The following is a 25,120-nucleotide window of genomic DNA, read 5'->3' as shown; positions in this document are numbered from 1 at the left end:
CATCGCCTTTCTAACCACAATTATTCCATTTACAGTATTAATGGCCCAAAATCAACATGTTAAAAATATGAGCTGGAGTATATCTACTAACATTCCATCGTCCGGGCATCAGCTAACATCATTGGGATTGGCTGGAGCAATTTCTGGATGTCATAATGATGCCTTTATAGTGGCAGGAGGGACTAATTTTCCAGACAAAGAACCTTGGATGGGTGGAAAAAAAGCCTACTATGATGATGTTTTTGTTTATTGTTTAGAAAGAAACAAGGAGAAATTAATTCGTCTTAATAACAAAGTGAAATTACCTTATCAACTCGCTTATAGTGCCGTGGGAAGCTGTAATGAAGGACTAGTAGTTGCAGGAGGGGAAAATGGAAATGGTAAAACTAAAAAGGTATTGCTTTTGAAATGGCAAGCGAAAGATAGTAAAATTGAAATTGAGTATTTGCCAGACTTACCAAAAGCTTCGAGCAACGCTGCTCTTACTATTATTGATCACATCGTATATCTGGTTGGGGGCGAAACAGAAAACGAAGTAAGTAACCAGTTTTTAGCTTTAAATCTTAAAGACCCAAATTTGGGATGGAAAAATTTGCCAAAGCTTCCTCAACCCGTTTCGCATGCTGTTCTACTCAGCGCTGTAGCTAAAGACAAAACAGAGATGTTTTTAATAGGCGGGCGCAAAAGCAATGTTGGTGATACCAGCACAATCTATAAAAATGTGTACGCCTTTGATTTTGAGAACCAAGTTTGGTCAACAAAAGAAAGTTTGCCTTATCCTTTGGCTGCATCTGCAGGAATAACACTTGGAAGTGAATTGTTCCTCTTTAGTGGAGATAAAGGAGAAACCTTTCATCAAACGGAACAGCTCATTGCAGATATCGCCCAAGAAAAGGATTACTTAAAAAAGGAAATACTAAATACTAAAAAGGTTTGGGTACAAGCTAACCATCCGGGTTTTAGTAAAGAGATCCTACGGTACAGTCCTAGTAATAATTCTTGGACAATATTGAAAAATATACTTCCTTACGGAACGGTAACAACCCAAGCTGTTCTTTTTCAGAATGAAATTATAATAGCCGGAGGAGAGGTAAAAGCAGGGGTACGAACCCCAAATATACTTGTTGGCAAAATAGTAAGATGAAAGATACCAAAAGATACGCATGGGTAGTTGTTGCCCTACTTTGGTTTGTAGCGATGCTGAACTATATGGATCGGCAAATGCTATCTACCATGAAACCCGCTATGCAGATGGATATTTCCGAGTTGAAATCTGCAACAAACTTTGGATATTTAATGGCCGTTTTTCTGTGGATTTATGGTTTAATGAGTCCCATTTCGGGGATTATAGCCGATAAATTAAACCGGAAATGGCTTATTGTTGGAAGTTTGATGGTTTGGTCTTTAGTAACCTTTTTAATGGGTTATGCCACTACATTTAACCAAATCTATTGGCTTAGGGCGTTAATGGGCGTTAGTGAAGCGCTTTATATTCCAGCTGGCTTATCTTTAATTGCCGACTATCATAGTTCAAAAACACGTTCTTTAGCTATTGGAATTCATATGACGGGGCTTTATTTCGGACAGGCTTTAGGTGGATTTGGAGCAACAATTGCATCAAAGTTCTCGTGGCAGTCGGCATTCCATTCCTTCGGCCTTGTCGGGATTGTTTATGCGTTTATTCTAATCTTATTCCTAAAAGAGAAAAAAATTATTGTTGAAGCAAAAGGTATTGCTGTTAAAATCAAACCTTCCATTTTTAAAGGACTGGCACTATTGTTCAGCAATATATCGTTTTGGGTAATATTAATCTATTTCACTATTCCAAGCCTACCGGGTTGGGCCACTAAAAATTGGTTACCAACTTTATTTGCCAGTAATTTAAATATTGATATGGCAATGGCCGGGCCAATCTCTACCATTACCGTGGCAACGTCATCTTTTTTAGGGGTCATTTTTGGAGGGATTTTGTCCGACAGATGGGTGCAAACAAATATTAAAGGTAGGGTTTACACCAGTGCCATTGGCTTAATTTTAACCATACCATCGTTGCTGTTGATGGGTATGGGGCATTCCTTGTTAAATATTGTTGGGGCCGCTTTTTGTTTCGGTTTTGGTTATGGAATGTTTGATGCCAATAATATGCCCATACTTTGTCAGTTTGTATCTGCAAAACATAGGGCAACCGCCTATGGTGTTATGAATATGACTGGAGTTTTTGCAGGTGCATTCATCACAGATTTGTTAGGTAAGTCTACAGATGCTGGTCATTTAGGGAACGATTTCGCGATGCTTTCCATTATCGTTCTTTTTGCTGTAATTATTCAATTGTACTTCTTGCGTCCAAAATTCAACAATTTTGAAGAAGCTTAAAAATTTAAAGATCATGAGGCTTAAAACTTTTAAAATGCTGAGAAAGCTTATTGTGCTTGGGTTAATAGCCTGTACACTACCTGTTATTGCATCAGAAAACATTAAAGTAACATCCATATCTCCAGTGGTTCCGCTAATTAAAGGGTTAGCTACAAACCAGCTATTGAGGATTGAGGTTTGTGTTTCTAAAAAAAGACACACAATAAAGCTTGAAAACATGTTTTGCAAACTTAATGTAGCTGGTATTAAAGCAATTGAGCGAATCGAAGTTTATTCGACTGGTAAAGATTCACAGTTCTCTGATCAAGATAAGTTAGCGTCTATTTCTCCAGTATCCCCTTCATTTAATATACCGGTTACAATTACGCTTAAACCTGGCATACATTACATCTGGTTTAGTGCTAAATTAAAGGAAAATGCGGATATCGATGCTAAAGTAGAATTTCATGTAAAAGGCCTACAAGGTGCAAATTCAAAAAAGTATGCAGTAACGGAAAACAGTGATAGCTACGTTAAGCGACTGGGTATTGCAGTTAGAAAAGCCAATGATGAAGGCGTAAATACTTTTCGGATACCGGGAATTATTACCACAGATAAGCAAACTTTGATTGCTGTTTATGATATCCGCTATCAAAGCGCTGTTGATTTACCTGGAAACATTGATGTGGGACTGAATAGAAGCGTTGATGGTGGCAAGAGTTGGGAACCTATGAAGGTGATTATGGACATGGGCGAACCTCATACAAATAACGGTGTAGGTGATCCTGCAATACTATTTGATCCGGTTACAAATAAAATATGGGTTGCTGCACTGTGGAGTAAAGGAAATAGGTCTATTGCCGGTTCGAAACCGGGTTTATCGGAAGATGTAACGGGTCAGTTTGTATTGGTGAGCAGTGAGGATGATGGTTTAACGTGGTCTGCACCGAAGAGTATAACCGCACAAGTGAAGAACCCAGCTTGGAACATTTTCTTTAATGGACCAGGTAATGGGATTGCCATGCAGGATGGTAAAATAGTTTTTGCAGCCCAATACTGGGATGGTAAATCCGTTCCCTACTCTAATATTGTTTATAGCGAAGACCATGGAATTACCTGGAAAACAGAAGACGGACCTAAATCTAAAACCACAGAGAGTCAAGTGATAGAAACTCAGCCCGGGGTGTTGATGCTTAACATGCGAGATAATCGGGGTGCTTTTAGAAGCGTGGCCACCACAGTAGATATGGGGAAAACATGGGTGGAACATTATACATCTTACAGTGCGTTGCCAGATCCAGTTTGTATGGCCAGCTTTATTAAGGCAGGTATGGATGTTAACGGAAAGCAAAAGGAAGTGGTTTTTTTTGGAAACAACAATAGTTCATCCGAAAGAAATAATTTCACGATAAAAGCAAGTTTGGATTTGGCAGAAAGCTGGTTAGCTAAAAACCAACTGTTAATTGATGAGCGAAAGTCTTTTGGCTATTCGGCGCTTACAAAAATAGATAATAATACTATTGGCCTGTTTTATGAAGGCGTAAAAGACCTTTATTTTGTTCGGATTCCCGTCAATGAAATTGTTAGATAAACCATGAAATTCTTTTTCAGGTTAAATATTTGGCTAATCTTTTTGATTGGGGGTAACGCTTATGCTCAAAAAATTAAAATTGCCTGTATCGGAAATTCTGTAACCGCTGGTTATTTACTTAAAAATCCAGAAAAAGAATCCTATCCAGCCCAGTTGCAACAATTGCTAGGCGATAAATACTTGGTCAGTAATTTTGGGCATAGTGGAGCTACATTGTTGAAAAAAGGACATAATCCTTTTTATAAGACTAGAGAGTTTATTAACGCCTTAGATTTTCATGCTGATATAGCCATTGTTCACCTAGGCTTAAATGATACCGACCCCAGAAACTGGCCTAATTATAAAAACGATTTTGAAGCAGATTACGCATGGCTTATAGATACATTAAGACAAGATAACCCTGAAATTAAAATATACATCTGTAAGCTTACGCCAATTTTTAGTGGACACCCAAGGTTTAAATCGGGTACACGAGATTGGTATCAACAAATTCAAGATAAAATACCCCTCATTGCTAAAGCCAATGAAGCACAATTGATTGATTTAAATGCACCTTTAAATCATCACCCCAATCTTTTTGCAGACAACCTCCATCCTGATGTAGTAGGAACTGGGATAATAGCAAAAACAGTTTATGAGCATATAACCGGAGATTTTGGTGGATTTACATTGGACCCCATATTTACCAATAACATGGTTCTGCAGCGAGATCAGCCTATTGCAATTTACGGAACAGCCAATGCCAATGATAAAGTTGAGATTAGCTTTAATCAGATTAAAAAGGAAGTAATTACCAACCAATTTGGTAAATGGAAAGTACAGTTGCCAGCAATGAAATTTGGCGGACCATATCAGTTAAAAATATCCACTCAATACCAATCCATTACGCTCAAAAATATTTTAATCGGCGATGTGTGGCTATGTTCAGGTCAGTCGAATATGGCTTTTCCGCTAAAATCATCGGCCACAGCAAAAGCTACGTTAAGCCATTTAAACAAAAATTTGCCTATCAGATTGTTGAAATTTAATACGCTTGCTGAAACCGATCATACTTCTTGGGATTCTGTTACACTTGCTAAAATAAATCAACTTGATTATTTCTCTGGTAGATGGGATACGCTTAGTGAAAATTCCGGAGCTCAATTTTCTGCGATTGCTTATTACTTTGGAGAAAAGCTAAACAAAGAGGTGCATATTCCAATAGGATTAATTCAAATGGCGGTAGGTGGTTCAACTCTTGAATCGTGGATAGACAGGGAAACCATGGAGCAAGATAACTTGATGGTTGATATGTTGGATAATTGGCGCAAATCGGATTTTATTCAGCCTTGGGTAAGAGAGCGGGCAGCTATGAATCTGAAAAATGCGACAAATCCTAAACAACGACATCCTTATGAACCAACTTACAACTTCGAAGCAGGTATTTCAAAGCTAACCAGTTTTCCAATTAAAGGAGCAATATGGTATCAGGGCGAAAGTAATGCGCACAACCCAGAACTTTTTAGTCATGAATTTCCGCTAATGGTTAAAAGCTGGCGCAAAAAATGGGGTTTTGATTTTCCGTTTTATTATGTGCAATTATCATCCATAGATCGCCCCTCTTGGTCGTTCTTTAGAGATGTTCAAGGAAAACTTCAAAGCTTAATTCCTAATTCTGGGATGGCCGTAAGTTCCGATTTGGGTGACTCATTAAACGTTCATCCTACCCAAAAAAAGCAGGTGGGAGAACGGCTTGCCTTATTGGCATTGAAAAATACTTACCATAAAAATATAGTTGCTACAGGTCCCATTCCGCTAAAAGCAACACAGAATAAGAGCACTATTATTATTACTTTTAGCAATACAGTTGCCCTCTCATTTGGCGATAACCCTCAGTTATTAGGGTTTGAAATTGTTACCAACAAAGGCAATCGATTAGCCGTTAAAGCAACAATTTTTAAAAATGAGGTTCATTTAAACATCCCCCAAAACCTAAAAGTTGTTAAAATTTTATACGCTTGGCAACCTTTTACTAAAGCAAATCTTGTTAACGAAGCCAAGTTGCCAGCTTCTACTTTTTGTATGCCTCTAAACCAAAGCAATGAAATATAACGATCAACAATTAGAAGGACTTGCTAAGTTCTATAAAGATCAATTATTAAAAGATACCATCCCGTTTTGGTTCCCGAAATCAATTGATGAAGAACACGGTGGATATTTATTTATGCGTGACCAAGATGGCACCTTGATAGACGATGATAAGGCAGTTTGGATTCAAGGCAGAGGAGCTTGGCTTTTAGCTACATTATACAATACCATAGAACCAAAGGCAGCATGGCTTGCCGGGGCAAAGTCTGGTATTGATTTTTTGAACAAACATTGTTTTGATACTGATGGGCAAATGTTTTTTCACGTTACGCGTGATGGTAAACCGATCCGTAAACGGCGTTACTACTTTTCAGAAACCTTTGCAGTAATAGCCAACGCCGCCTATGCAAAAGCGAGTGGTGATGAAGCTGCAGCAGAAAAAGCCCGTTTCTTATTTGGAAAATGCATAAAATATGCCACCACACCAGGCTTATTACCAGCTAAGTTTACAAATACTCGTCCATCAAGAGGAATTGGAGTGCCTATGATTATGATGAATACCGCTCAACAGTTGCGAGAAACTATTGGCGACCCACGTTGTGATGATTTGATTAGCAATTGGATTGAAGAGATCAAAACATATTTTGTAAAAGATGATATTCAGTGTGTAATGGAGCAGGTTTCTCCAGACGGTGAAATTATTGATCATATTGATGGAAGAACACTTAATCCCGGTCATGCTATTGAAGGAGCCTGGTTTATTTTACACGAAGCAAAATATCGTAATAATGATCCCGAATTGATTAAATTAGGGTGTAAAATGCTTGATTATATGTGGGAAAGGGGATGGGATAAAGAACACGGGGGGATATTTTATTTTAAAGATGTGTATGATAAACCTGTGCAAGAATACTGGCAGGACATGAAGTTTTGGTGGCCACAAAATGAGGCTATTATCGCTACACTTTTAGCTTATACTTTAACCGGCAATGAGAAGTATGCCCGCTGGCATCAAATGATTCATGATTATGCTTATGATAAATTTCACGATAAGAAGAATGGAGAGTGGTTTGGTTATTTACACAAAGACGGTTCGGTAGCTCAAACGGCAAAAGGAAATCTGTTTAAAGGACCTTTTCATTTACCCCGCCAGGAATGGTATTGCGCACAGTTATTAGGTGAATTAGGTTATTAAAGTATTTGTAATTCTCGATGATGATGAAGTTGTTTAGGTGTTTTTATTTTCTTGTATTTATTCTTTTCTGTAGTATAAGCGGGTTTGCGCAACTGGCATTACCAAGTTTTTCTCAGACCGCTTTTTCTACCTACTACTGGCAAAAGCTAAGTCATTTTGAAACATTGCCAAAAAAGGAGCATCAGACTCTTTTTATTGGCGATAGTATAACAGACGGAGGAGAGTGGGCTACAATTTTTGGCGATACTGATATTTTAAACATGGGTATCAGCGGCGATATTAGCGCTGGTGTTATAAACCGTTTACCTTCATTAATTAACAGACAACCAAAAAAGGTTTTCCTTTTAATAGGGATAAATGACCTGGCCAGAAACGTCAGCGTTGACAGTTTGTTTAAGAACATCAGTTTAATTACCAACTACATTAAACAAGAAAGCCCCTCGACACAAATTTTTGTTCAAAGCATTTTGCCGGTTAACAACAGTTTTAAAACATTTGCTACACATACCAATAAAACAGCTTCCATTTTACAGGTCAATACGCTTTTACAATCCGAATCAAAAAAGCTCAATTATACGTTCCTTGATTTCTACAACGATTTTTGCGATAAGCAAGGAAAGCTGAACGCCAACTTTACCAATGACGGTTTGCATTTAAAAGGTGCTGGCTATGCTTTATGGAAACATCTTTTGTATCCTTATGTGTATGATTTAAACAAACAAGCTTCGATTATACCGCAACCTAAAAGCGTTGTTTTGGGCAAAGAATTATTTCCGCTGTATAAAGTGAAGTACATTGTTTACGATACTGACTCGTTAAAAACGGAAGCTGTCTTACTTCAAGAAATCTTATATAAACTTGGACTTCGGGTGGGTATCACAAAAAAAAAAACCGATGATTGCTTTATTCAGCTTTCGCAACAAAAAGAACCCTTATCGCTAAGTCCAAATTCAGAATCCTATCATTTAAAAGTTGATACCAACAAAATTTTACTTCAAGCGCAAGCAAAAGCCGGCTTTTTTTACGGCATTCAAACGCTAAAGCAATTAAGCCGTGATGGATATTTTATAAACACAGTAGAAATAAACGATACACCCGCCTTTACGTGGAGAGGATATATGGTAGATGTAGGACGTAATTACCAGTCTGTTAAACTCTTAAAACAACAGATAGACATAATGGCATCTTACAAATTAAATGTATTTCACATGCATTTAACAGAAGATATAGCTTGGCGGTTAGCCGTTAAAGCCTATCCAGAACTTACCATGCCCGAATATATGGAACGTAACAAGGGCATGTACTATTCCGAAGCAGAAATAAAAGATTTAATTAATTACTGCAAAGACAGACATATTCTTTTTTTACCCGAAATTGATATGCCTGGGCATAGTGCTGCATTTAAGCGAGCAATGAAAACAGATATGCAGAGCGATGCTGGTTTAGCAATTGTTAAGAATATCCTTAAAGAATTTTTTGAGACTTATGAACTTTCCTATATCCATATTGGTGCTGATGAAGTTAAGATAACGAATAGAAACTTTTTACCGGAAATTTCCGCTTTTCTCAAATCACTAAATAAAACAATAATTGGTTGGGAACCGGGCGGAAATTTTGATGAATCTACAATTAGGCAGCTTTGGATGGACGATGCAGGTTTAACTGCTGGTAAAACTAAAATCCAATATATAGATTCCAGGCATTTGTACCTAAACCATATGGATCCTTTGGAAAGTGTGGTTACTATTTTTAACCGCCAGTTGGCAGATGTGGATTCGGGAAATAAAGAAGCGCTTGGAGCCACTTTATGTCTGTGGCCAGATAGAGCCGTGGCGCAGGAAGAAGATGTTATTAAAATGAATGGAGTTTACCCAGCCATGCTCGCATTTGCGGAACGTACTTGGGTAGGCGGTGGTTATGCGGGTTGGGTAGCAAACGCAAATTTAAAAGGAGAGGAAGCCTTTGAAGCATTTGAAGGTTTCGAAAACCGATTGATGGATCATAAGAAGTTGTATTTCAAAAAACTTTCGTTTCCTTATTTTAAGCAGTCTGATATTACATGGAAACTTTTTGGACCTTATATAAACAAAGGAAATTTAGCTGTTAAATTTGAACCTGAAAACCCTGGATTTGATCCAGAAAAAGCAAAACCCAATAGTTTGGCAGTTGGAGGTACTATTGTTTTAAGGCATTGGTGGGCTCCAAAAATTGAAGGTGTTTTAACAAAACCCAGTGAAAATACTACTTGGTATGCCTTCCACAAAATCTGGTCAGACCAAGATACGGTTCGAGGGTTTTGGATAGGATTTAATAATTTTTCGAGGTCTCAAGCTACCGATACACCACAAGAGGGAACTTGGGATAACCACCAATCTAAAGTTTGGCTAAATGGAGAACTTGTTGAACCACCACAGTGGCTACATGGCGGACAAAAAGGTAATTTGGAGGTTCCAATCGCAAACGAAGGATATGAGTATAGAGCGCCAACTTTTTTGCAGTTAAAAAAAGGATGGAACACTTTTAAAGTTAAGGCTCCCATTGGTAGATTTGCCGGGAGAAATTGGAATAATCCAGAGAAATGGATGTTTACAATAGTAAATGTAACACCTTAATAATTCGCTTTAAGCCGTCTCTGTATATCCAAAGTAATTATCAAAGAATACTGAAGAACCCCTGGTTCTGTAGTATGGGTAGAGTTGAAATCGCTTTCAATTTGACTCGATACACCTCGCCGTTTCATAGATAGATACAGGTGTTCTGTCAACTATTTTTGACTAGTATATCGGGTTTTGTACAGATTACCTATTTATCAAATCCATTCTTTAATATTAACACATCTGCCTTTATCGATAAAAGTGTTTTAAAATAAGATTTTTCTAATCTATACTACTTAGGTTTAGGTTACTCGTCTTAAATGTGTATCTCTTACAACCAATCAACCGTAAATAAAAACCATTATGAAACGAAAAATTTTTAATTATTTTTTTGTGGGGAGCTTATTTTTTTTATTGAACCCCCTACTAACTTCCTGTAAAAAGAACACTACTCAGGTTGACACAAATTTAGACGAAAAAACAACCACCCAACGAGCATTAACATTAGTTTGGCAGGATGAGTTTAATTACACGGGGGCGCCCGATGCAACAAAATGGACAAGCGAAACCGGTATCAGGAATAATGAACTACAATATTATACTGATAGAGACGTAAACAGATACGTGTCTAATGGGGCTCTGCATTTGATTGCAAAAAAAGAAACCTACGGTGGGAAAAACTATACGTCAGGGAAGATCAACACGCGTAATAAATTTACTAAACAGTACGGACGTATAGAGGCTCGTATTAAATTGCCAGTTTTTCTTGGTGAATTTCCTGCGTTTTGGACTTTAGGTGCAAATATTGGCGTATATCCTTGGCCACAATGTGGGGAAATTGATATCATGGAGCAGTTGAATACCAATAATAAGATTTACGGTACAACGCATTGGGATAACAATGGGCATCAAAGCTCAACTGGAAACACCACAACTACAATTGGTAGCTATCATATTTATGCTGTTGAATGGACTTCTAGTTCTATTAAATGGTATGTAGATTCGGTATTATATAAAACTCAAAATATATTAGGAGCGCCAAATGGCACATGGGAGTTACACCAAGCCCAATACTTATTACTAAATCTAGCAGTTGGAGGAGACTGGCCAGGATTTAACGTAGATGACACTAAGTTGCCAGCGCAGATGGATGTTGACTACGTGAGGGTATATACAATTAACTAATCAAATATTAACAAGAGATACGTTATGATAAAAGTTGGGCAATAGCTCAACTTTTATTATGTTATAAAATTTGTAAAAAGGTATTTTGAGTAAGGGGATATTTGCATTGATGATAGGGTTATTAACCGTTTTATACGGAGAGTTCTTGTATGCTCAAAATTATCAAAAAGATGGTTTGGAGGCTTCTTTAAATTTGGGGACTCAAACAGAAAATTTTTCATGGTCAATCGCAGGGAATAGTAATGGGGAAAACCCAAATATATTGTCTGAACTGAAATGGACGTCGATTAAAAGTGTTCAAGTTGGTGCAAATCTTAAATTGACTGTATCTAATCGATTTGTATTAATGGGAAATTATACTTATTCGACGGTAACTTCAGGTGTGGTTTCTGATCGCGATTTTGAGGAAGATAACCGGACTTCCATTTCTTATTCAGAAAACTTTAATGGAGATAAAGGGAAATTTTATGATTGTAAAATAGGTGCAGGCTATAAATTATTCAAAATTAAAGAGATAATGCTAGAGTCTTATATCGGATATGGCATTAGTTCACAAAAATATCTTATAAACAGTATAAATATCGATAGCAAAAGAATCGGCGAGTACACAGCAAAATGGGTGGGACCTTTTATTGCGTTACAAGCTAATTTTGGGGTGATTAAAAATGCAAGGTTTATAACGTCGGTAAGCTATCATCAAATTAATTTTTTAGGATTAGGAGATTGGACTTTAATAGGAGAGTTTGAGCATCCAGTTAGTTTTAAACAAACAGCAAAGGGTTATGGGCTAAACGTTACTCCGATGCTAAACTTTCAAGTTTGTCGGAAGCTCTCTTTAGGTATTAATGCAAATTACAGCAAATACGAAACTGGAAGCGGAACGGATGAGTTATTTTTAAAATCGCGAGAAACACAAAAAACAAAATTTAATGAGGCTACAAAGAACGCGATTGGGTATGGTCTTGTTTTTACTGCTAAGATATAAGTACACGTTTTTTAATTTAATCGATTAACGACTGTTTTATCTGCCAAGCGAACTCATTTTACATATTATTTACTTGCGCTAAAGAAAAATAGCATTCGTTTAAAATAAATATATAAGGTAAAGTTTTGGGGGCAATTAATATTTAACAGATACGGATTACTTATTATTAGTTGTTTTCAAGAATTGATATAACTAATTAAAGATTATATATTTGTTAAGTCATACATAATATACCGATGTATCGATCTAAATCTAACCAATTAAATAACTAAAAAATTAAATCACTTAAGAAAAACCGATGGGAACAAGAAGGAATTTCATTAAAAACTCATTAATTGCGGGTGTAGGTACGGCTATTATACCGTCTAATACATTCGGCTTAGGAAGTATAGCTAATGCAAGTACGAAATTGAGAGTAGGGATGATTGGCGTAGGACTTCGCGGTACAAACCACCTGGATAACTTATTATTAAGAAACGATGTTTTAATTACGGCTATTTGTGATGTGGATCAGAACAGAATTGATATTGCACAAAAAAGAATTGAAAAAGCTGGGCAAAAAAAGGCCAAAGTATTTGGTGCAAATGATTTGGATTATAGGAACCTGCTTGATTTAAAAGAGGTAGACGCCGTGGTCATCGCAACACCATGGTTATGGCATGTAAGGATGTCTAAAGACGCTATGCTTGCAAGAAAATATACAGGCGTAGAAGTTTCTGCAGCAAATACCTTGGAAGAGTGTTGGGATTTGGTAAATACACATGAGCAAACCGGAACTCATTTGATGATATTGGAAAATGTAAATTACCGACGTGATGTGCTTGCTGTACTTAATATGGTCAAGCAAAACGTTTTTGGGGAATTATTACATTTTAGATGCGGTTACCAACATGACCTCAGAGGTGTTAAGTTCAACGATGGTAAACAGCCTTATGGTGGAGGAGTGGAATTTGGCGAAAAAGGCCTTTCAGAAGCGCACTGGCGTACACAGCACTCTCTGATGCAAAATGCAGATACCTATCCCACCCATGGATTAGGACCAATAGCTGCCATGGCAAATATAAACGCAGGAAATAGATTTTTATCACTAACATCACATGCAACAAAAGCCAGAGGCTTACACCAATACATTGTAAACCATCCAAATGGAGGCGAAAATCATCCCAATGCAAAATTGAAATGGAAACAAGGGGATGTGATCACTACCACTATTGATACCGCAAATGGCGAAACCATTATCATAACCCACGATTGTAACTCACCACGCCCATATTCTTTAGGTTTTAGAGTGCAGGGTACCAACGGATTAACAGAGTTTGATTACCATACGAAACGTATATATGTTGAAGGAAAATCCAAGAAACACGATGAATGGGATAACATGGATCAATGGTTGAAAGATTATGACCATCCGCTATGGAAAAAATATGGAAGTGAAGCTACCCAAGCCGGTCATGGTGGAATAGATTTTTATGTAATGAATGCTTTTGTTGAATCCGCTAAACAAAATATTGCCCCACCAATGGATGCTTATGATGCGGCCGCTTGGAGTGCAGTAACACCTTTATCAGAACGTTCTATCGAAAATAATGGAGAACCTCAAGATTTTCCAGACTTTACTAGAGGCATGTGGATTAATAGGAAACCATACGATTGGATGAAAGATACTTTTTAAAATATGAAACGGATTATTATCATCATTTATATTGCGTTAGGCAGTCAATTTTGCTTTTCGCAGGAGTTGAAACAGGATATTTATCACTATATCGAAAACCCTGATGTAATTTCAGAAAACAAGGAAGACGCCCACGCAGGTTTTATGTCTTATTCGTCTGAGAAATCGGCAAATCAAGCAGGTTTTCTTCCCGAAAATTTTGTGCTATTAGATGGGTTATGGAAGTTTAAGTGGGCACCAATTCCTGCTGAACGCCCAATGGATTTTTTTAAAGACACCTATAACGTGAGCTCATGGGACAATATCAAAGTGCCGGCTAATTGGGAATTAGAAGGATATGGCGTTCCAATTTACGTGAACCATCAATACGAATTTTCAGACTTTAAAGCTCCTATTTCTAAGGAAATGGAATTTGTAGAGGGTATCTATCCTAAGTATCCAGGTAAAATTCCTCATGATAATAATCCGGTTGGGTCTTATAAACGAGAGTTTACGATAGCACCGGATTGGGATAAAGACAAAGAAGTGTTTTTACACATAGGTGCGATGAAATCGGGCGGTTTTGTATGGATAAACGGCAATTATGTAGGTTATTCGCAGGATAGCAAACTGCCTGCCGAGTTTAATGTATCTAAATATTTAAAGCTGGGTAAAAACACCATTGCATTACAAATTTACAGGTATACCGATGGTTCTTATCTAGAGTGTCAGGATTTTTGGAGAGTTAGCGGGATTGAGCGGAGTGTTTACCTGTATGCACAGCCTAAGTTAAGGGTGAAAGATTTTGAAGTAACATCTTTATTGAGTAACTCTTACCAAGATGGAAATTTAGGGCTGACTGTTCAGCTTAAAAATCATCATCCCAAAACAGATAATATTACCGTTAACTATCAATTGATCGATGCAAAAGACTCCTTAATTGCAAAAGATTTTAAAAAGGTAGCACTAAAATCTTTAGACAGTACCGAAATAAAATTTTCTGCATTAATTAAAAATGTAAAAACCTGGACGGCAGAAACTCCAAACCTATATAAATTAGTGATTTCAACAACTAATCAAAAAGGAAATATTTTAGAAGTCATCCAATCTTTTATTGGGTTTAAAACAGTAGAAATTAAGGGTGGACTGCTTTTGGTAAACGGCCAAAGAATCACTTTAAAAGGAGTAAACACACAAGAAACAGACCCTAAAACAGGGCATGTAATTAGTGAAGCATCGATATTAAGAGACATCCGTTTATGGAAAGAAAACAACATCAATGCGGTTAGATTAAGTCATTACCCTCGGGCCGACCGCTTTTACGAGCTCTGTAGTAAATATGGTATTTATGTGGTAGATGAAGCTAATATCGAATCGCATGGAATGTATTACGGCAAATATTCCTTAGCTAAGAAACCAGTATGGGAAAAAGCACACCTAAGTAGAATGACTAGCATGGTAGAACGCCATAAAAATTTCCCTTCCGTAATTATCTGGTCTATGGGAAATGAAGCTGGTAACGGCGTTAATTTTTACAAAGGTTACGATGCTATTAAGGCTTTAGACCAATCAAAAAGACCTGTACAATACGAACGAGCATACAAAGATCATGACGGTAGTATTTACGATATGGATGTTAATACAGATATTATTGTGCCTCAGTATCCATCACCTGCCGATTTTGAAGAGGTAGGGAAAAACCGAACCGACAGGCCTTATATTCCGAGCGAGTACGCTCACGCGATGGGAAACAGCACAGGTAACTTTCAGGATTATTGGGATATTATAGAACAGTACGAAAACTTACAGGGAGGATTTATTTGGGATTGGGTAGATCAATCTTTTTGGAAAACTAATGAAAAAGGTGAACGCTATTACGCTTATGGTGGCGATTATGGTAAAAATATGCCTACTGATAATAGTTTCTTAAATAATGGGATTGTTTTCCCAGATCGTAAACCACACCCTGCTTTACATGAGGTTAAAAAGGTTTATGAGTACATCAACTTTAAAAACAAAGGTATAAACGGCAACAAAGAACTAAGGGTATTGGTAGAGAATTTATACGATTTTATCGATCTGGATAAATTCGACGTTACTGTTCAAATTAAGGCGAATGGGGCGACATTGCAAACGTTGGATTTAGGAAGCCTGCATGTAACACCCCATGTAAGTAAATTGCTATATATTCCTTTAAATGGCATTGAAGTTTCCGCAAATACCGAGTATTTTGTACACTTATCGGCTACGCTAAAAAGTGATTGGGGCATACTTAAACAAGGTTATGAAATAGCTCATGAGCAAATTCCTTTGAACATGACCAAATGGGTTCCAAATGAGTTAAGCAGTCAACTTGCTTTAAACTTATCAACAAATAAAGAATTGGTAAGTATCTCCAACCAGAACCTAAGTTTAAAATTTGACCAATCAAAAGGTAAAATCATCTCGTATCAATACCAAGGTATAGAGCTTATTAAAGATGGAAACGGTCCTCAGCCTAATTTTTGGAGAGCACCAACAGATAATGATTTAGGTAACCACATGGAAACCAAAAATATCGAATGGAAAAATGCCACATTAGCTGCTAAAGTAAGCACTGTTAACATTCAAAAAAGTAAAAATGGAGCAGTAGAAATTAGCGTTGCTTACCATTTACCAGGAGTTGAAACCACGTTTAGTTCCTTATATACCATTTATGGTTCGGGCATTGTAAAAGTGGAAAATAAACTCGATTCTACCCAATACAAAGCAGATATCCCTAGAGTAGGAATGAAAATGCAGTTGCCGAAAGCTTTTAGTCAGATGACTTATTTTGGTAGGGGTCCTTGGGAGAACTATCAGGACAGAAAATCAGCTGCTTTTGTGGATTTATATGAGTCTGATGTTAAGGACCAATATGTGCCTTATATCCGCCCTCAAGAAAACGGTTATAAAACAAATGTGAGATGGGCTGCTTTTAGCGATACAAATCACAACGGTTTAATGATTGTTTCTTCCTTAAATAATAAAAGGAATTTAGGGTTGAGCGCTTTACACATGCTTAATGAGGATTTTGATATCACCACCGGCCTATCTTATGAAAACAGTAAAAGACCGGATAAAGAAAATCCTAACCCAGCAGTAAATAAAAGCAAACATACGACTGATATTGTTGAAAGAGATTTGGTGCAGCTAAACATTGATATGGAGCAAAGAGGCGTTGGAGGTGATGATAGCTGGTATTCAAAACCCCAAAAGAAATATCAGATTAAAGGAAACGAAATAAATTCCTATACCTTTTATATGGTTCCGTTTAAGAATATATCCAGAGAGAATCTATTAGAAAACTACAAGAAGACAGTTACCAATTAATTTTTTTAAACAAGTAAAATTTATGAAACACATGTTATTAATCCTTTTTGCTGCTATCTTGTTGGTAGGTAAAAGTGCAGAAGCCCTTGCAGACGAGCAACCTAAGTACGCAATTATTCCATTCCCTGCTAAACTAATTCCTAAAGAAGGGAAATTTATAGTCTCTGCTAAAACGAACCTTGTTTTTAACGATGGCTTGGCAAACGAGGGAACTTTTCTTAAAAGTATTTTGCAAAATTACTTTCCCAAGGTTATTTTTCAAACAAATGCAAAATCAAAGACCCACACCATTGAGCTTTTGCTAGATCCATCTATAGAAGCAACAGAAGGGTATGAACTCTATGTAGACAGTAAAAAAATCACGATTAAAGGTAAAACCTCAACCGGTATTTTTTACGGATTGCAAACCTTAGCACAGTTATTACCTGTTAAATCTAAAGATGCAAATACTAATCTAAAGCAGGTTTCGGTGCCTGCTGTTGAAATTATAGACAGCCCCAGGTACGCTTACCGTGGGATGCATTTAGATGTTGGAAGACATTTTTTTCCGATCGATTTTATCAAAAAATATATTGATTTAATAGCAATGCACCGGATGAATACTTTTCATTGGCATTTAACAGAAGATCAAGGTTGGCGAATTGAAATTAAAAAATATCCTCGATTAACAGAGATTGGTTCTAAGCGTAAAGAAACTATGTTAGCCAAAAATTTCGACCCCTACAAAGGCGATGGCATACCGGTGGAAGGCTTTTACACCCAGGAACAGGTTAAAGATATTGTTGCTTATGCAACTACTAAACACGTTACCATTATTCCCGAAATAGAATTACCCGGGCACTCTTTAGCAGCCTTGGCCGCTTACCCAGAACTTGGTAACGGTACCGGACCTTACGAAGTTGGGACTAAATGGGGTGTGTTTGACCAAATTTATGCGCCTAAAGAAGAAACCTTCAAGTTTTTAGAAGATGTGTTAACCGAGGTAATTGCATTGTTCCCTGGAAAATACATCCACATTGGTGGTGATGAGGCTCCCAAAACAGAATGGAAAAAAAGTGAGTTAGCGCAATCAATTATCCAAAAAGAAGGATTAAAGGACGAACACGGTTTACAAAGCTATTTTATCCAAAGAATAGAGAAGTTTTTGAATAGCAAGGGCAGAGAAATTATAGGATGGGATGAGATTTTAGAAGGCGGTTTAGCACCCAACGCTACGGTAATGTCGTGGAGAGGTATTCAAGGAGGGATAGAAGCTGCAAAGCAACATCATACCGTTATTATGACGCCGGGAGAATACTGCTATTTTGACCATTATCAATCAAAAGACGTAGATAAAGAGCCTTTAGCAATTGGTGGTTTTACTTCAGTTGAAAAAGTATACTCCTATGAGCCTACGCCTGCAGAGTTAAGTCCAGAGCAAAGCAAGTTTATATTGGGAGCTCAAGGAAACGTGTGGACAGAGTACATGAAAACTTCTGATTATGTAGAATATATGGTTCTGCCTAGGATGAGTGCCCTTTCTGAAGTGCTATGGTCGCCTAAAGAAAATAGAAACTGGGACGATTTTAAAAACAGATTGCAGGTGCTGACTAAAAGATTTGATAGTGCCGGTTTAAAATATGCAAAGCATGCTGTTGAAGCTGAGTAGTGAACAACTTAATTATAAATAAATCTTGGAATAATACGCAGTTGATCAGCGATAATAAACTACCTCGGGGCAGAGCCCCAGAGGTATTAGAACATTTCTAACTGTTGACTGTGTATTTTTTTATATTCTTCTGCTTTTCCTTGAGACTTTACATAATTCTGAATTGTACTCTCATCTCCATGTTTCCCAACTGTGTTAACATAAAACCCTTTAGACCAAAATTCTCCGCCCCACAATTTCAGCTTAACCTCAGGATGTCTTTTGAAAATCTCTTTTGCTGTGATACTTTTTACAGTTCTAATTATTTTTGTTGGACTTTCAATAGGTACACTCTGAATCAGAAAATGAACATGGTCTTTATCTGTCCCAATTTCAATGAAAATTATATCATACCGTTTAGAAATCTCAACACAAATTTCTTTTAGACTGATATCAACCGCTTCACTGAATACCACTCGCCTATATTTTGCCGGACATACAAAATGATATAATAAAACTGATACATTATGCTTCTTATGAATATATTCGCTCACATACCGAAATTACAAAAAAATCGAAGCAGAGCTTCGAGGAATCAAACCAAAAGAGATTGAAGATGTTTTGATAGTGCTTTTCTTTGCTGTAAATAAACAAAGCAAAGTTTTTTACCCCGCAACCGTAGAAAACGTTAAGGGAACAAATAATAAGCTTTCGGTTTTTTCCGAAAAAGTTAAAAATCCAGTGGCTGTACGCTATGGGTTTAAAAACTACCAATATGTTAATTTATATAACAGTTATGGGATTGCAGCTTTACCGTTTAGAACGGATGACTGGAAACAGAATAAAGCTGAATAGAATTTAAAGAGGTTTAGAAGAATGGTAATTTAATACGTCAACTAGGTAAGTACCCTTAATAAGGTTTAGCGGTTAAAAAGAATAATTTTGTTGCTAAACAATGATAAAAGGTTGGACTTATAGTTTTTTACAGGGTGATAGAAGTAAAATGTCAATTGATAGTTAGTATGCCAAGAGTTGCTTTGCTATCCTTTGATTGCTAGGATATTATAAAATTTCTCCATCTCAAAAGTATGTTTATAAACATACACAAGACGTATTGCTAATAGCCGTAAAAACCTTGGAATAATTAATTTCAAAATTAGAAAATCCACTAATTATTCTAAGTTATGTCGCATTATCCAAATTCATGATAATATATTGGATATTGTAGAAAATATACGTTACAACATCTTCATACAATTCTAATACATTAGTTTTTGCAATTATAAACATAGGCTCTTACCAAATTAGAGTCTAAAAATCTAAAACTAATGTTCTGTAAACTACTTAAAAACAGCTTGTTAATGCTTTGTTTTGCTACAGCTAGTACACTAAGTCATGCACAAGGAAAATTGTTGGAGAGTGGAAAGCCTATCAAAAACGGATCTGTTAATGGAGTAGGTCAATTTGCAAGTCCTTCTCTTACCGGGTTAATTATGGGCTTGGCAAACGTAGATAATGATGAATATCCGGATCTTTTTATCCAATCAGATAGTAGAGCGCCAGGCACTTATTTATATTATTTTAAAAAACTGACAGAAAAAGGAGAGCCCGTATTCTCGCAAGGAGTTAAAGTGAAACTCCCTTTTAAAGATACTGGGGAAAATAGAAGCACCATAGTTGAAACAGCAGACAAGCAAGTTTTTGGGTTTTGGCGCTTTGGGGGTAAGGTAATTAAGTCCTCAGTTTTAAATAAATCAACAACTTCTTTTGATGAATTAAAGACGATTACTGTTAACGGATTGCCCCGAGGCTTCTCAAGTTTTGGCGTAGTAAAAACCCCAGAAGGTAAATATCTTTTTTTATTTACGGTTGCTAACGAAAGCAGTTCGCCTGTAATTAAAATACAAACGGACAGTGCATATTATACTCCCGAAGGATTTTGGCCTAATGAGCTTATCGAAGTAGGAACCTACGCGGCCTTAGCAGATGATTTAAATGATTTGAAAACACTTAATGCTAAGCCCTTAACAACCTTAGATCAAACTTATTATGGCATTAGTGGATATACCGGATACCAATCAGCTAATAAAGAACAGTATGTAATTTATGGAACAAGGTTCGGGAATATACATGCTTACCAAGTAGCTAAGGGAAAACTACATTCCAGCAAATATGTGGTAAACAAAAATCATATCATACAACGTAGTCCAACGGTAAACGGATATCCAGGCTATTTTAAAGGACCTAAGAATACCGAGGGATTATTGCTCTCTGGCGAAGGAGGGATATTTTTCTATAAGAATACCCAGCAAAAGGATAAAAACGGAAACCTTGTTTTTGAAGATGCAAGTGCGGTTATGCAAGAAAACCCTATGCTTTATGGCGGTTCATTGGTAGTACCAAGTTTAGCAGATTGGGATGGCGATGGGTTGATAGATATTATCTCTGGTAATTCAGCTGGGAACATTCTGTTTTTTAAGAATACCGGAACTAATGTCCAGCCCGCTTATCAAAACCCCGAAGCCCTAACCGCCGGAGGTACCAGTATTCATGTTCAGCCAGGCTACAGAGAAGATATACAAGGCCCGTATGAATCACGGTGGGGCTACGTTTGTCCGGTAGTTTATGACTGGAGCGGAGATGGTTTGCCAGATATCCTGACGGGAGATAGCCGTGGTAAGTTTGTGGTTTATATTAACAAAGGAAGCAAGACACAGCCGCAGTTAACCATAGAACAACCGCTTTTTATTAAAGGTTTAGATGTTCATGGTGGCTGGCGTTCTACACCTGGCGTGGCAAATTTAGCAGGAAAAGACGCATATGTTATCCTAGATAGGGATAACCAGTTTCATCTTTACTATAAAATAGATGCACATAATATTGAAGATGCCGGCAAACTAAAATTAACTGACGGATCTTACATCAATGGACACAGGCGTAAAGGAGGGCAAGTTGGCCGAGCAAAAATCCATATTGTAGATTGGGACGGAGATGGTGTAAAAGATATGCTTGTAGGTACAGGCAGAGGAGCATCTATACCAAACCCAACCACAGGTTTGCCTTATAACAGAGCCAAAAAAAACGAGGGAGCTGCCGTATTGTTTATGAAGAATGCTGGTACAGATGCTAATCCCGTTTTCGAGTTTCCTAAAATGATGAAGTTTAAAGGAGATGATATTTTACTTGGAGCACATGAGTGTGCTCCCACAACAAGTTATATCGGAGGAGATGGAAAAACTTTAAACCTAGTTGTAGGTACAGAATATGGAACTTTTATTTATTACGATAGAAAAGATTTAAGCTGGTAATAGCAATGACCTAATTATTTGTTTATAGACAGAATTTGATGAGAAAAATATTTAGTTATAAGTTGCTGTTCTTTATGCTTATAAGTGTTACTACAGCTTATAGCCAAATAACTGATATTAAAAATCCGATAATAGCATGGCAGTTTGCGCAAGGTTATGAAGATGCATCAGGAAATTCATTTGGTACGGAGAAAACCATCAGCTCAACAACAACGCATCCTAATTTAGAAATATCAGTATTAAAACGTGGTTTGGGAGTTGGAGTGCCAACAGGCCGGGTTGTACGTACTTTTAACGGTGCGTTTCCTAATGGAGGAACCAAGTTAGATGCCAAACAGAATAACAGATATTTCGAGTTTTCTGTACAGGCTAGAGCTGGTTATAACGTTTCTTTAACTGCATTGCGTGTTATGCTTCGTAGAACGGATCCATCACCAAACACTTACCGGTGGGCATTTAGCGTAAATGAACATGGTAAAGCAGCTAATAATATGGTTTTTACTGAGATTGGAAATTCTGATGTAGAGCATGAGGAAATTTCGCCATCTGGAGACCTTCAGCCAAAGATTGATCTGTTTGCTATTGAGGCATTGCAATATGTACCTGTTGATAGTGTAATTACCTTTAGATTATATGCTTGGGGAGCTACAGCAACAGATGCTCCATTTGCTATTGGTAAATCAAGCAATAATGTAGCCCTCGCTATTGATGGTGTTGTAACGCCACTTGCAATGTCAACCAGTCTTTTTGCACCTTGGGATACGGTAATTTGGGCAGATCATTATGATCAATTTGGTAAAATAACGAAACCCTTTCAGTTGAGTACAGATGTGGATTTTGCATTTCGTTCTTCTCCGTGGAAACCAGAATTTAGTACTTCTTATCCCTTTGAAGTTGTTACTACTCCAGGTATTGAGATTAACGGAAACTATTTATTTGAAATTGTTAAATCAGGTATTGAGATTAATGGAAATGGTGTTGTAATAGATATAGCAACTACTCAACAGAACCAGCCGTTAGAAAATTTGTATAGTGCCGGAAACTCCCCTTGGACTAATGGTGTGCCTATAAGCGGAGTTTTATATGCGTTACCGCAACAATCTGGTGTTAAGCAAACCGTTATTAAAAACTTTACGCTAAAAGGGTTCGACCGTGGAATAAGGTTAGGTAATTCGGGTATTGCACATCCAATTACGATAGATAACTGTGCTTTTGCAAGAAACAGGTTTGCCCTATATACCAATGGCGATAATGCAATTATGCAAAACTGCTCAATGGTAGAAAATGGTTATGGCGCTATTTATTCGGGCAGTAAATCTAATAGTAACACTTTCCAAAACAACATATTTAGAGATAATGCTTTAACCCAAAACCAACCTTCTTACGGAGATTTTATTGGTGATGCCTTTTATAATACCAATATCATCAATAATACTTTTTTAAAGCCATTGGTAACAAACCCAGCGCTTAAACATATTGGCATATCTATTTACAGAAACGCTGGAGAAGGTAATAGCCTCAGAACCGAAATCCCCAACAACATTATTATCCAAAACAATAGGTTCGAAGGATATTCAATGGCAGTACACGTTGGCTCTCGTATGGGAAGATATCCTTCTTACGATATTTCCAAAGAAGGTAGAGATTATGCTTTTTATAATGTGATAAAAAACAATGATATTATTGATTGTTCCATCGGGATTAAGCTGAGTACAGAAGGCAATACCATAGATGGAAACAATTTTGTAAGTACCAATCATCCAATTGTGTTACATCCAGTTTTCTTTACATTAAAGAACACCACTATAAATAATCAGGCAAATGAAACGGTAGATATTTGGTATGTAAAAAGCGATTATAGTACCATCCCCAATCAATCTTTTCTTTTTGATTTTCATGATGATGCTAATGAATTAATCCCTAGAAATGAAAAGCGGGTTGAAGTTTTTTCGACAATAGGAACTCCTGCTTTTACTGCAGTTGGAGGCGTAAATAGCAATGAATTTAAACTTAACCCCACACCGCCAGCAGATTTATTGTTGGATCATCGCGTGGGTAACCCGATTGTTAAAAGGTATGGGGAGTTTCAGCAAAACCTGCCTGGTGATGAAATAGTTGCCATTTGGGATAAAAAAATATCAAGGATTAGAGATGTTGATTACTATAGTATATTGATATTTGACCAGTATGGGACAGAGATTAACCGATGTGGGCGCTCTGAAATTGGATGGTCGCAATTAGCTGTTGGATATTTTATTAGAACTGCTGGCGAAATGGAAATTGCAACTGTACCCAAAACAGCCATAGATGGGAAATACCCGGTTTATATATTTAGGAGGGGATTTGAAGAGCCTACCAGTATATTGTATCCCGAAAACACCGATCCAAATATTCAGATTTCAACAGATACAAACCATCATCTAGTTGTTACGTTTGGGGCATTACCGCTAAGTCTTTTATATTTCAACGGAAAACTCAATTCAATAGACTCATCAGTAACGCTTACTTGGCAAACTACAAATGAAGTGAATACAAAAGAGTTTATCATTGAAAAAAAAGCTGATGACACAGCGTTCGTTGCGTTAGGGACTATAAGGGCAGCTAATTCTGCGGGTAATCATAATTATCTTTTTATTGACAACAATGTTGGCTCTACTGTTAATTATTACCGATTAAGACAGGTAAACGGTGATGATACTTATAAGTACAGCGAGATCATTACGGTAGAAATGCAGCGAAATCTCATTTTTAATATTTCTCCAAATCCAGTAGAAAATACTTTAAATATTACTCATAAAATCTCTGGCGTAAATGAAAAAATTAAGGTCTTTTCAGCAGATGGAAGAGAACTAATAAGATATAATGTGCCGCTGGGCTCGGTTAAAACAAGTTTAAATGTTTCTTCTCTAAACAGTGGTATTTACATACTAGTGTATGAAGGAAAAAAGGAAAAATCAGCCTTAAAATTCGTTAAAAAATAGTAATCACGTTTTGGGTATAGAAGAAATATTAAGGCATGGAAGACTTATGTTTTGTATGTTTTTTGTTTCTCTTTATTTTAATCTGTTTCGAATGATAATAAAGTACATACATCAGATAATTACAATAAGATTTTTCTACCAATAGCTGTTTAACTTTATAGATAGCAAAGAAGCAGTCGCCAAACAGGATACAGGCTGTTTTGTAAACCTAATATTACTTTTTATAAAAA

Annotated in this window: 14 protein-coding genes; 13 read left to right on the top strand and 1 reads right to left on the bottom strand. The window is 36.9% G+C overall.

Features of this window, described 5'->3' with window-relative positions:
- The first annotated feature begins 67 nt into the window (after positions 1-67).
- The 11 genes from B176_RS0117055 (at position 68) to B176_RS0117005 (ending at position 18,622) form a co-directional block, all read left to right on the top strand.
- Positions 68-1,144 carry a Kelch repeat-containing protein gene (locus B176_RS0117055; RefSeq protein WP_154648029.1) on the top strand — a complete coding sequence of 359 codons (1,077 nt, stop codon included), beginning with the start codon at positions 68-70 and terminating at the stop codon, positions 1,142-1,144.
- Positions 1,141-2,373, top strand: coding sequence for an MFS transporter (locus B176_RS0117050; protein WP_017260048.1), 1,233 nt, complete (start codon positions 1,141-1,143; stop codon positions 2,371-2,373). Before B176_RS0117055 ends, B176_RS0117050 begins: the two co-directional genes overlap by 4 nt.
- A 34-nt stretch (positions 2,374-2,407) precedes the next feature.
- Positions 2,408-3,943, top strand: a complete 1,536-nt coding sequence (locus tag B176_RS0117045; RefSeq protein WP_161603040.1) for a sialidase family protein — start codon at positions 2,408-2,410, stop codon at positions 3,941-3,943.
- A 3-nt stretch (positions 3,944-3,946) separates the two neighbouring features.
- Entirely contained in the window at positions 3,947-6,034 is a 2,088-nt protein-coding gene (locus B176_RS0117040; RefSeq protein WP_017260046.1) for a GDSL-type esterase/lipase family protein, read from the top strand.
- The gene (locus B176_RS0117035; RefSeq protein WP_017260045.1) at positions 6,024-7,205 is read left to right on the top strand and encodes an AGE family epimerase/isomerase; all 1,182 of its coding nucleotides are present in this window, start codon (positions 6,024-6,026) and stop codon (positions 7,203-7,205) included. Before B176_RS0117040 ends, B176_RS0117035 begins: the two co-directional genes overlap by 11 nt.
- Positions 7,206-7,225: 20 nt before the next feature.
- A complete protein-coding gene (locus B176_RS0117030; protein ID WP_193372314.1) occupies positions 7,226-9,817 on the top strand; it encodes a family 20 glycosylhydrolase in 2,592 nt (863 codons plus the stop codon).
- A 345-nt stretch (positions 9,818-10,162) separates the two neighbouring features.
- Positions 10,163-10,984: a glycoside hydrolase family 16 protein gene (locus B176_RS0117025; protein WP_017260043.1), complete on the top strand. Its 822-nt coding sequence runs from the start codon at positions 10,163-10,165 to the stop codon at positions 10,982-10,984.
- Positions 10,985-11,069: 85 nt separating this feature from the next.
- Positions 11,070-11,969 (top strand): hypothetical protein, encoded by a 900-nt coding sequence (locus B176_RS0117020; protein ID WP_193372313.1) that lies wholly within the window; start codon positions 11,070-11,072, stop codon positions 11,967-11,969.
- 298 nt (positions 11,970-12,267) lie between these two features.
- On the top strand, positions 12,268-13,644 hold the full coding sequence (locus B176_RS0117015) for a Gfo/Idh/MocA family protein (protein WP_017260041.1): 1,377 nt from the start codon (positions 12,268-12,270) through the stop codon (positions 13,642-13,644).
- Positions 13,645-13,647: 3 nt separating this feature from the next.
- Positions 13,648-16,974, top strand: a complete 3,327-nt coding sequence (locus tag B176_RS0117010) for a glycoside hydrolase family 2 TIM barrel-domain containing protein (RefSeq protein WP_017260040.1) — start codon at positions 13,648-13,650, stop codon at positions 16,972-16,974.
- Positions 16,975-16,996: 22 nt separating this feature from the next.
- Complete coding sequence (locus B176_RS0117005; protein WP_040540763.1) at positions 16,997-18,622, top strand: beta-N-acetylhexosaminidase; 1,626 nt, start codon at positions 16,997-16,999, stop codon at positions 18,620-18,622.
- An 86-nt stretch (positions 18,623-18,708) separates the two neighbouring features.
- Here B176_RS0117005 and tnpA read toward each other — a convergent pair whose 3' ends face one another.
- Positions 18,709-19,155 carry an IS200/IS605 family transposase gene (tnpA, locus tag B176_RS0117000; protein WP_017258097.1) on the bottom strand — a complete coding sequence of 149 codons (447 nt, stop codon included), beginning with the start codon at positions 19,153-19,155 and terminating at the stop codon, positions 18,709-18,711.
- Between the two features lie 774 nt (positions 19,156-19,929).
- Here tnpA and B176_RS0116990 point away from each other — a divergent pair.
- On the top strand, positions 19,930-21,909 hold the full coding sequence (locus B176_RS0116990; protein ID WP_017260037.1) for an FG-GAP repeat domain-containing protein: 1,980 nt from the start codon (positions 19,930-19,932) through the stop codon (positions 21,907-21,909).
- A gap of 38 nt (positions 21,910-21,947) precedes the next feature.
- Positions 21,948-24,890 carry a T9SS type A sorting domain-containing protein gene (locus tag B176_RS20460; RefSeq protein WP_083852741.1) on the top strand — a complete coding sequence of 981 codons (2,943 nt, stop codon included), beginning with the start codon at positions 21,948-21,950 and terminating at the stop codon, positions 24,888-24,890.
- The last annotated feature ends 230 nt before the right edge of the window (positions 24,891-25,120 follow it).

Origin of the sequence: Pedobacter arcticus A12 (assembly GCF_000302595.1) — a bacterium.
GTDB classification, from domain to species: Bacteria; Bacteroidota; Bacteroidia; order Sphingobacteriales; family Sphingobacteriaceae; genus Pseudopedobacter; species Pseudopedobacter arcticus.
The sequence above is the reverse complement of the archived record's forward strand: the minus strand, read 5'-3'. Positions and strand labels throughout refer to the sequence as shown.

Excerpts from the sequence above, each read along its gene's own strand:
- B176_RS0117035 (WP_017260045.1), top strand. The coding sequence starts at position 6,024 with ATGAAATATAACGATCAACAATTAGAAGGACTTGCTAAGTTCTATAAA.
- B176_RS0117005 (WP_040540763.1), top strand. The coding sequence starts at position 16,997 with ATGAAACACATGTTATTAATCCTTTTTGCTGCTATCTTGTTGGTAGGT.
- B176_RS0117010 (WP_017260040.1), top strand. The coding sequence starts at position 13,648 with ATGAAACGGATTATTATCATCATTTATATTGCGTTAGGCAGTCAATTT.
- B176_RS0117025 (WP_017260043.1), top strand. The coding sequence starts at position 10,163 with ATGAAACGAAAAATTTTTAATTATTTTTTTGTGGGGAGCTTATTTTTT.
- B176_RS20460 (WP_083852741.1), top strand. The coding sequence starts at position 21,948 with ATGAGAAAAATATTTAGTTATAAGTTGCTGTTCTTTATGCTTATAAGT.
- B176_RS0117015 (WP_017260041.1), top strand. The coding sequence starts at position 12,268 with ATGGGAACAAGAAGGAATTTCATTAAAAACTCATTAATTGCGGGTGTA.
- B176_RS0117050 (WP_017260048.1), top strand. The coding sequence starts at position 1,141 with ATGAAAGATACCAAAAGATACGCATGGGTAGTTGTTGCCCTACTTTGG.
- B176_RS0117040 (WP_017260046.1), top strand. The coding sequence starts at position 3,947 with ATGAAATTCTTTTTCAGGTTAAATATTTGGCTAATCTTTTTGATTGGG.
- B176_RS0117045 (WP_161603040.1), top strand. The coding sequence starts at position 2,408 with ATGCTGAGAAAGCTTATTGTGCTTGGGTTAATAGCCTGTACACTACCT.
- B176_RS0116990 (WP_017260037.1), top strand. The coding sequence starts at position 19,930 with ATGTTCTGTAAACTACTTAAAAACAGCTTGTTAATGCTTTGTTTTGCT.
- B176_RS0117030 (WP_193372314.1), top strand. The coding sequence starts at position 7,226 with ATGATGAAGTTGTTTAGGTGTTTTTATTTTCTTGTATTTATTCTTTTC.
- B176_RS0117055 (WP_154648029.1), top strand. The coding sequence starts at position 68 with ATGAGCTGGAGTATATCTACTAACATTCCATCGTCCGGGCATCAGCTA.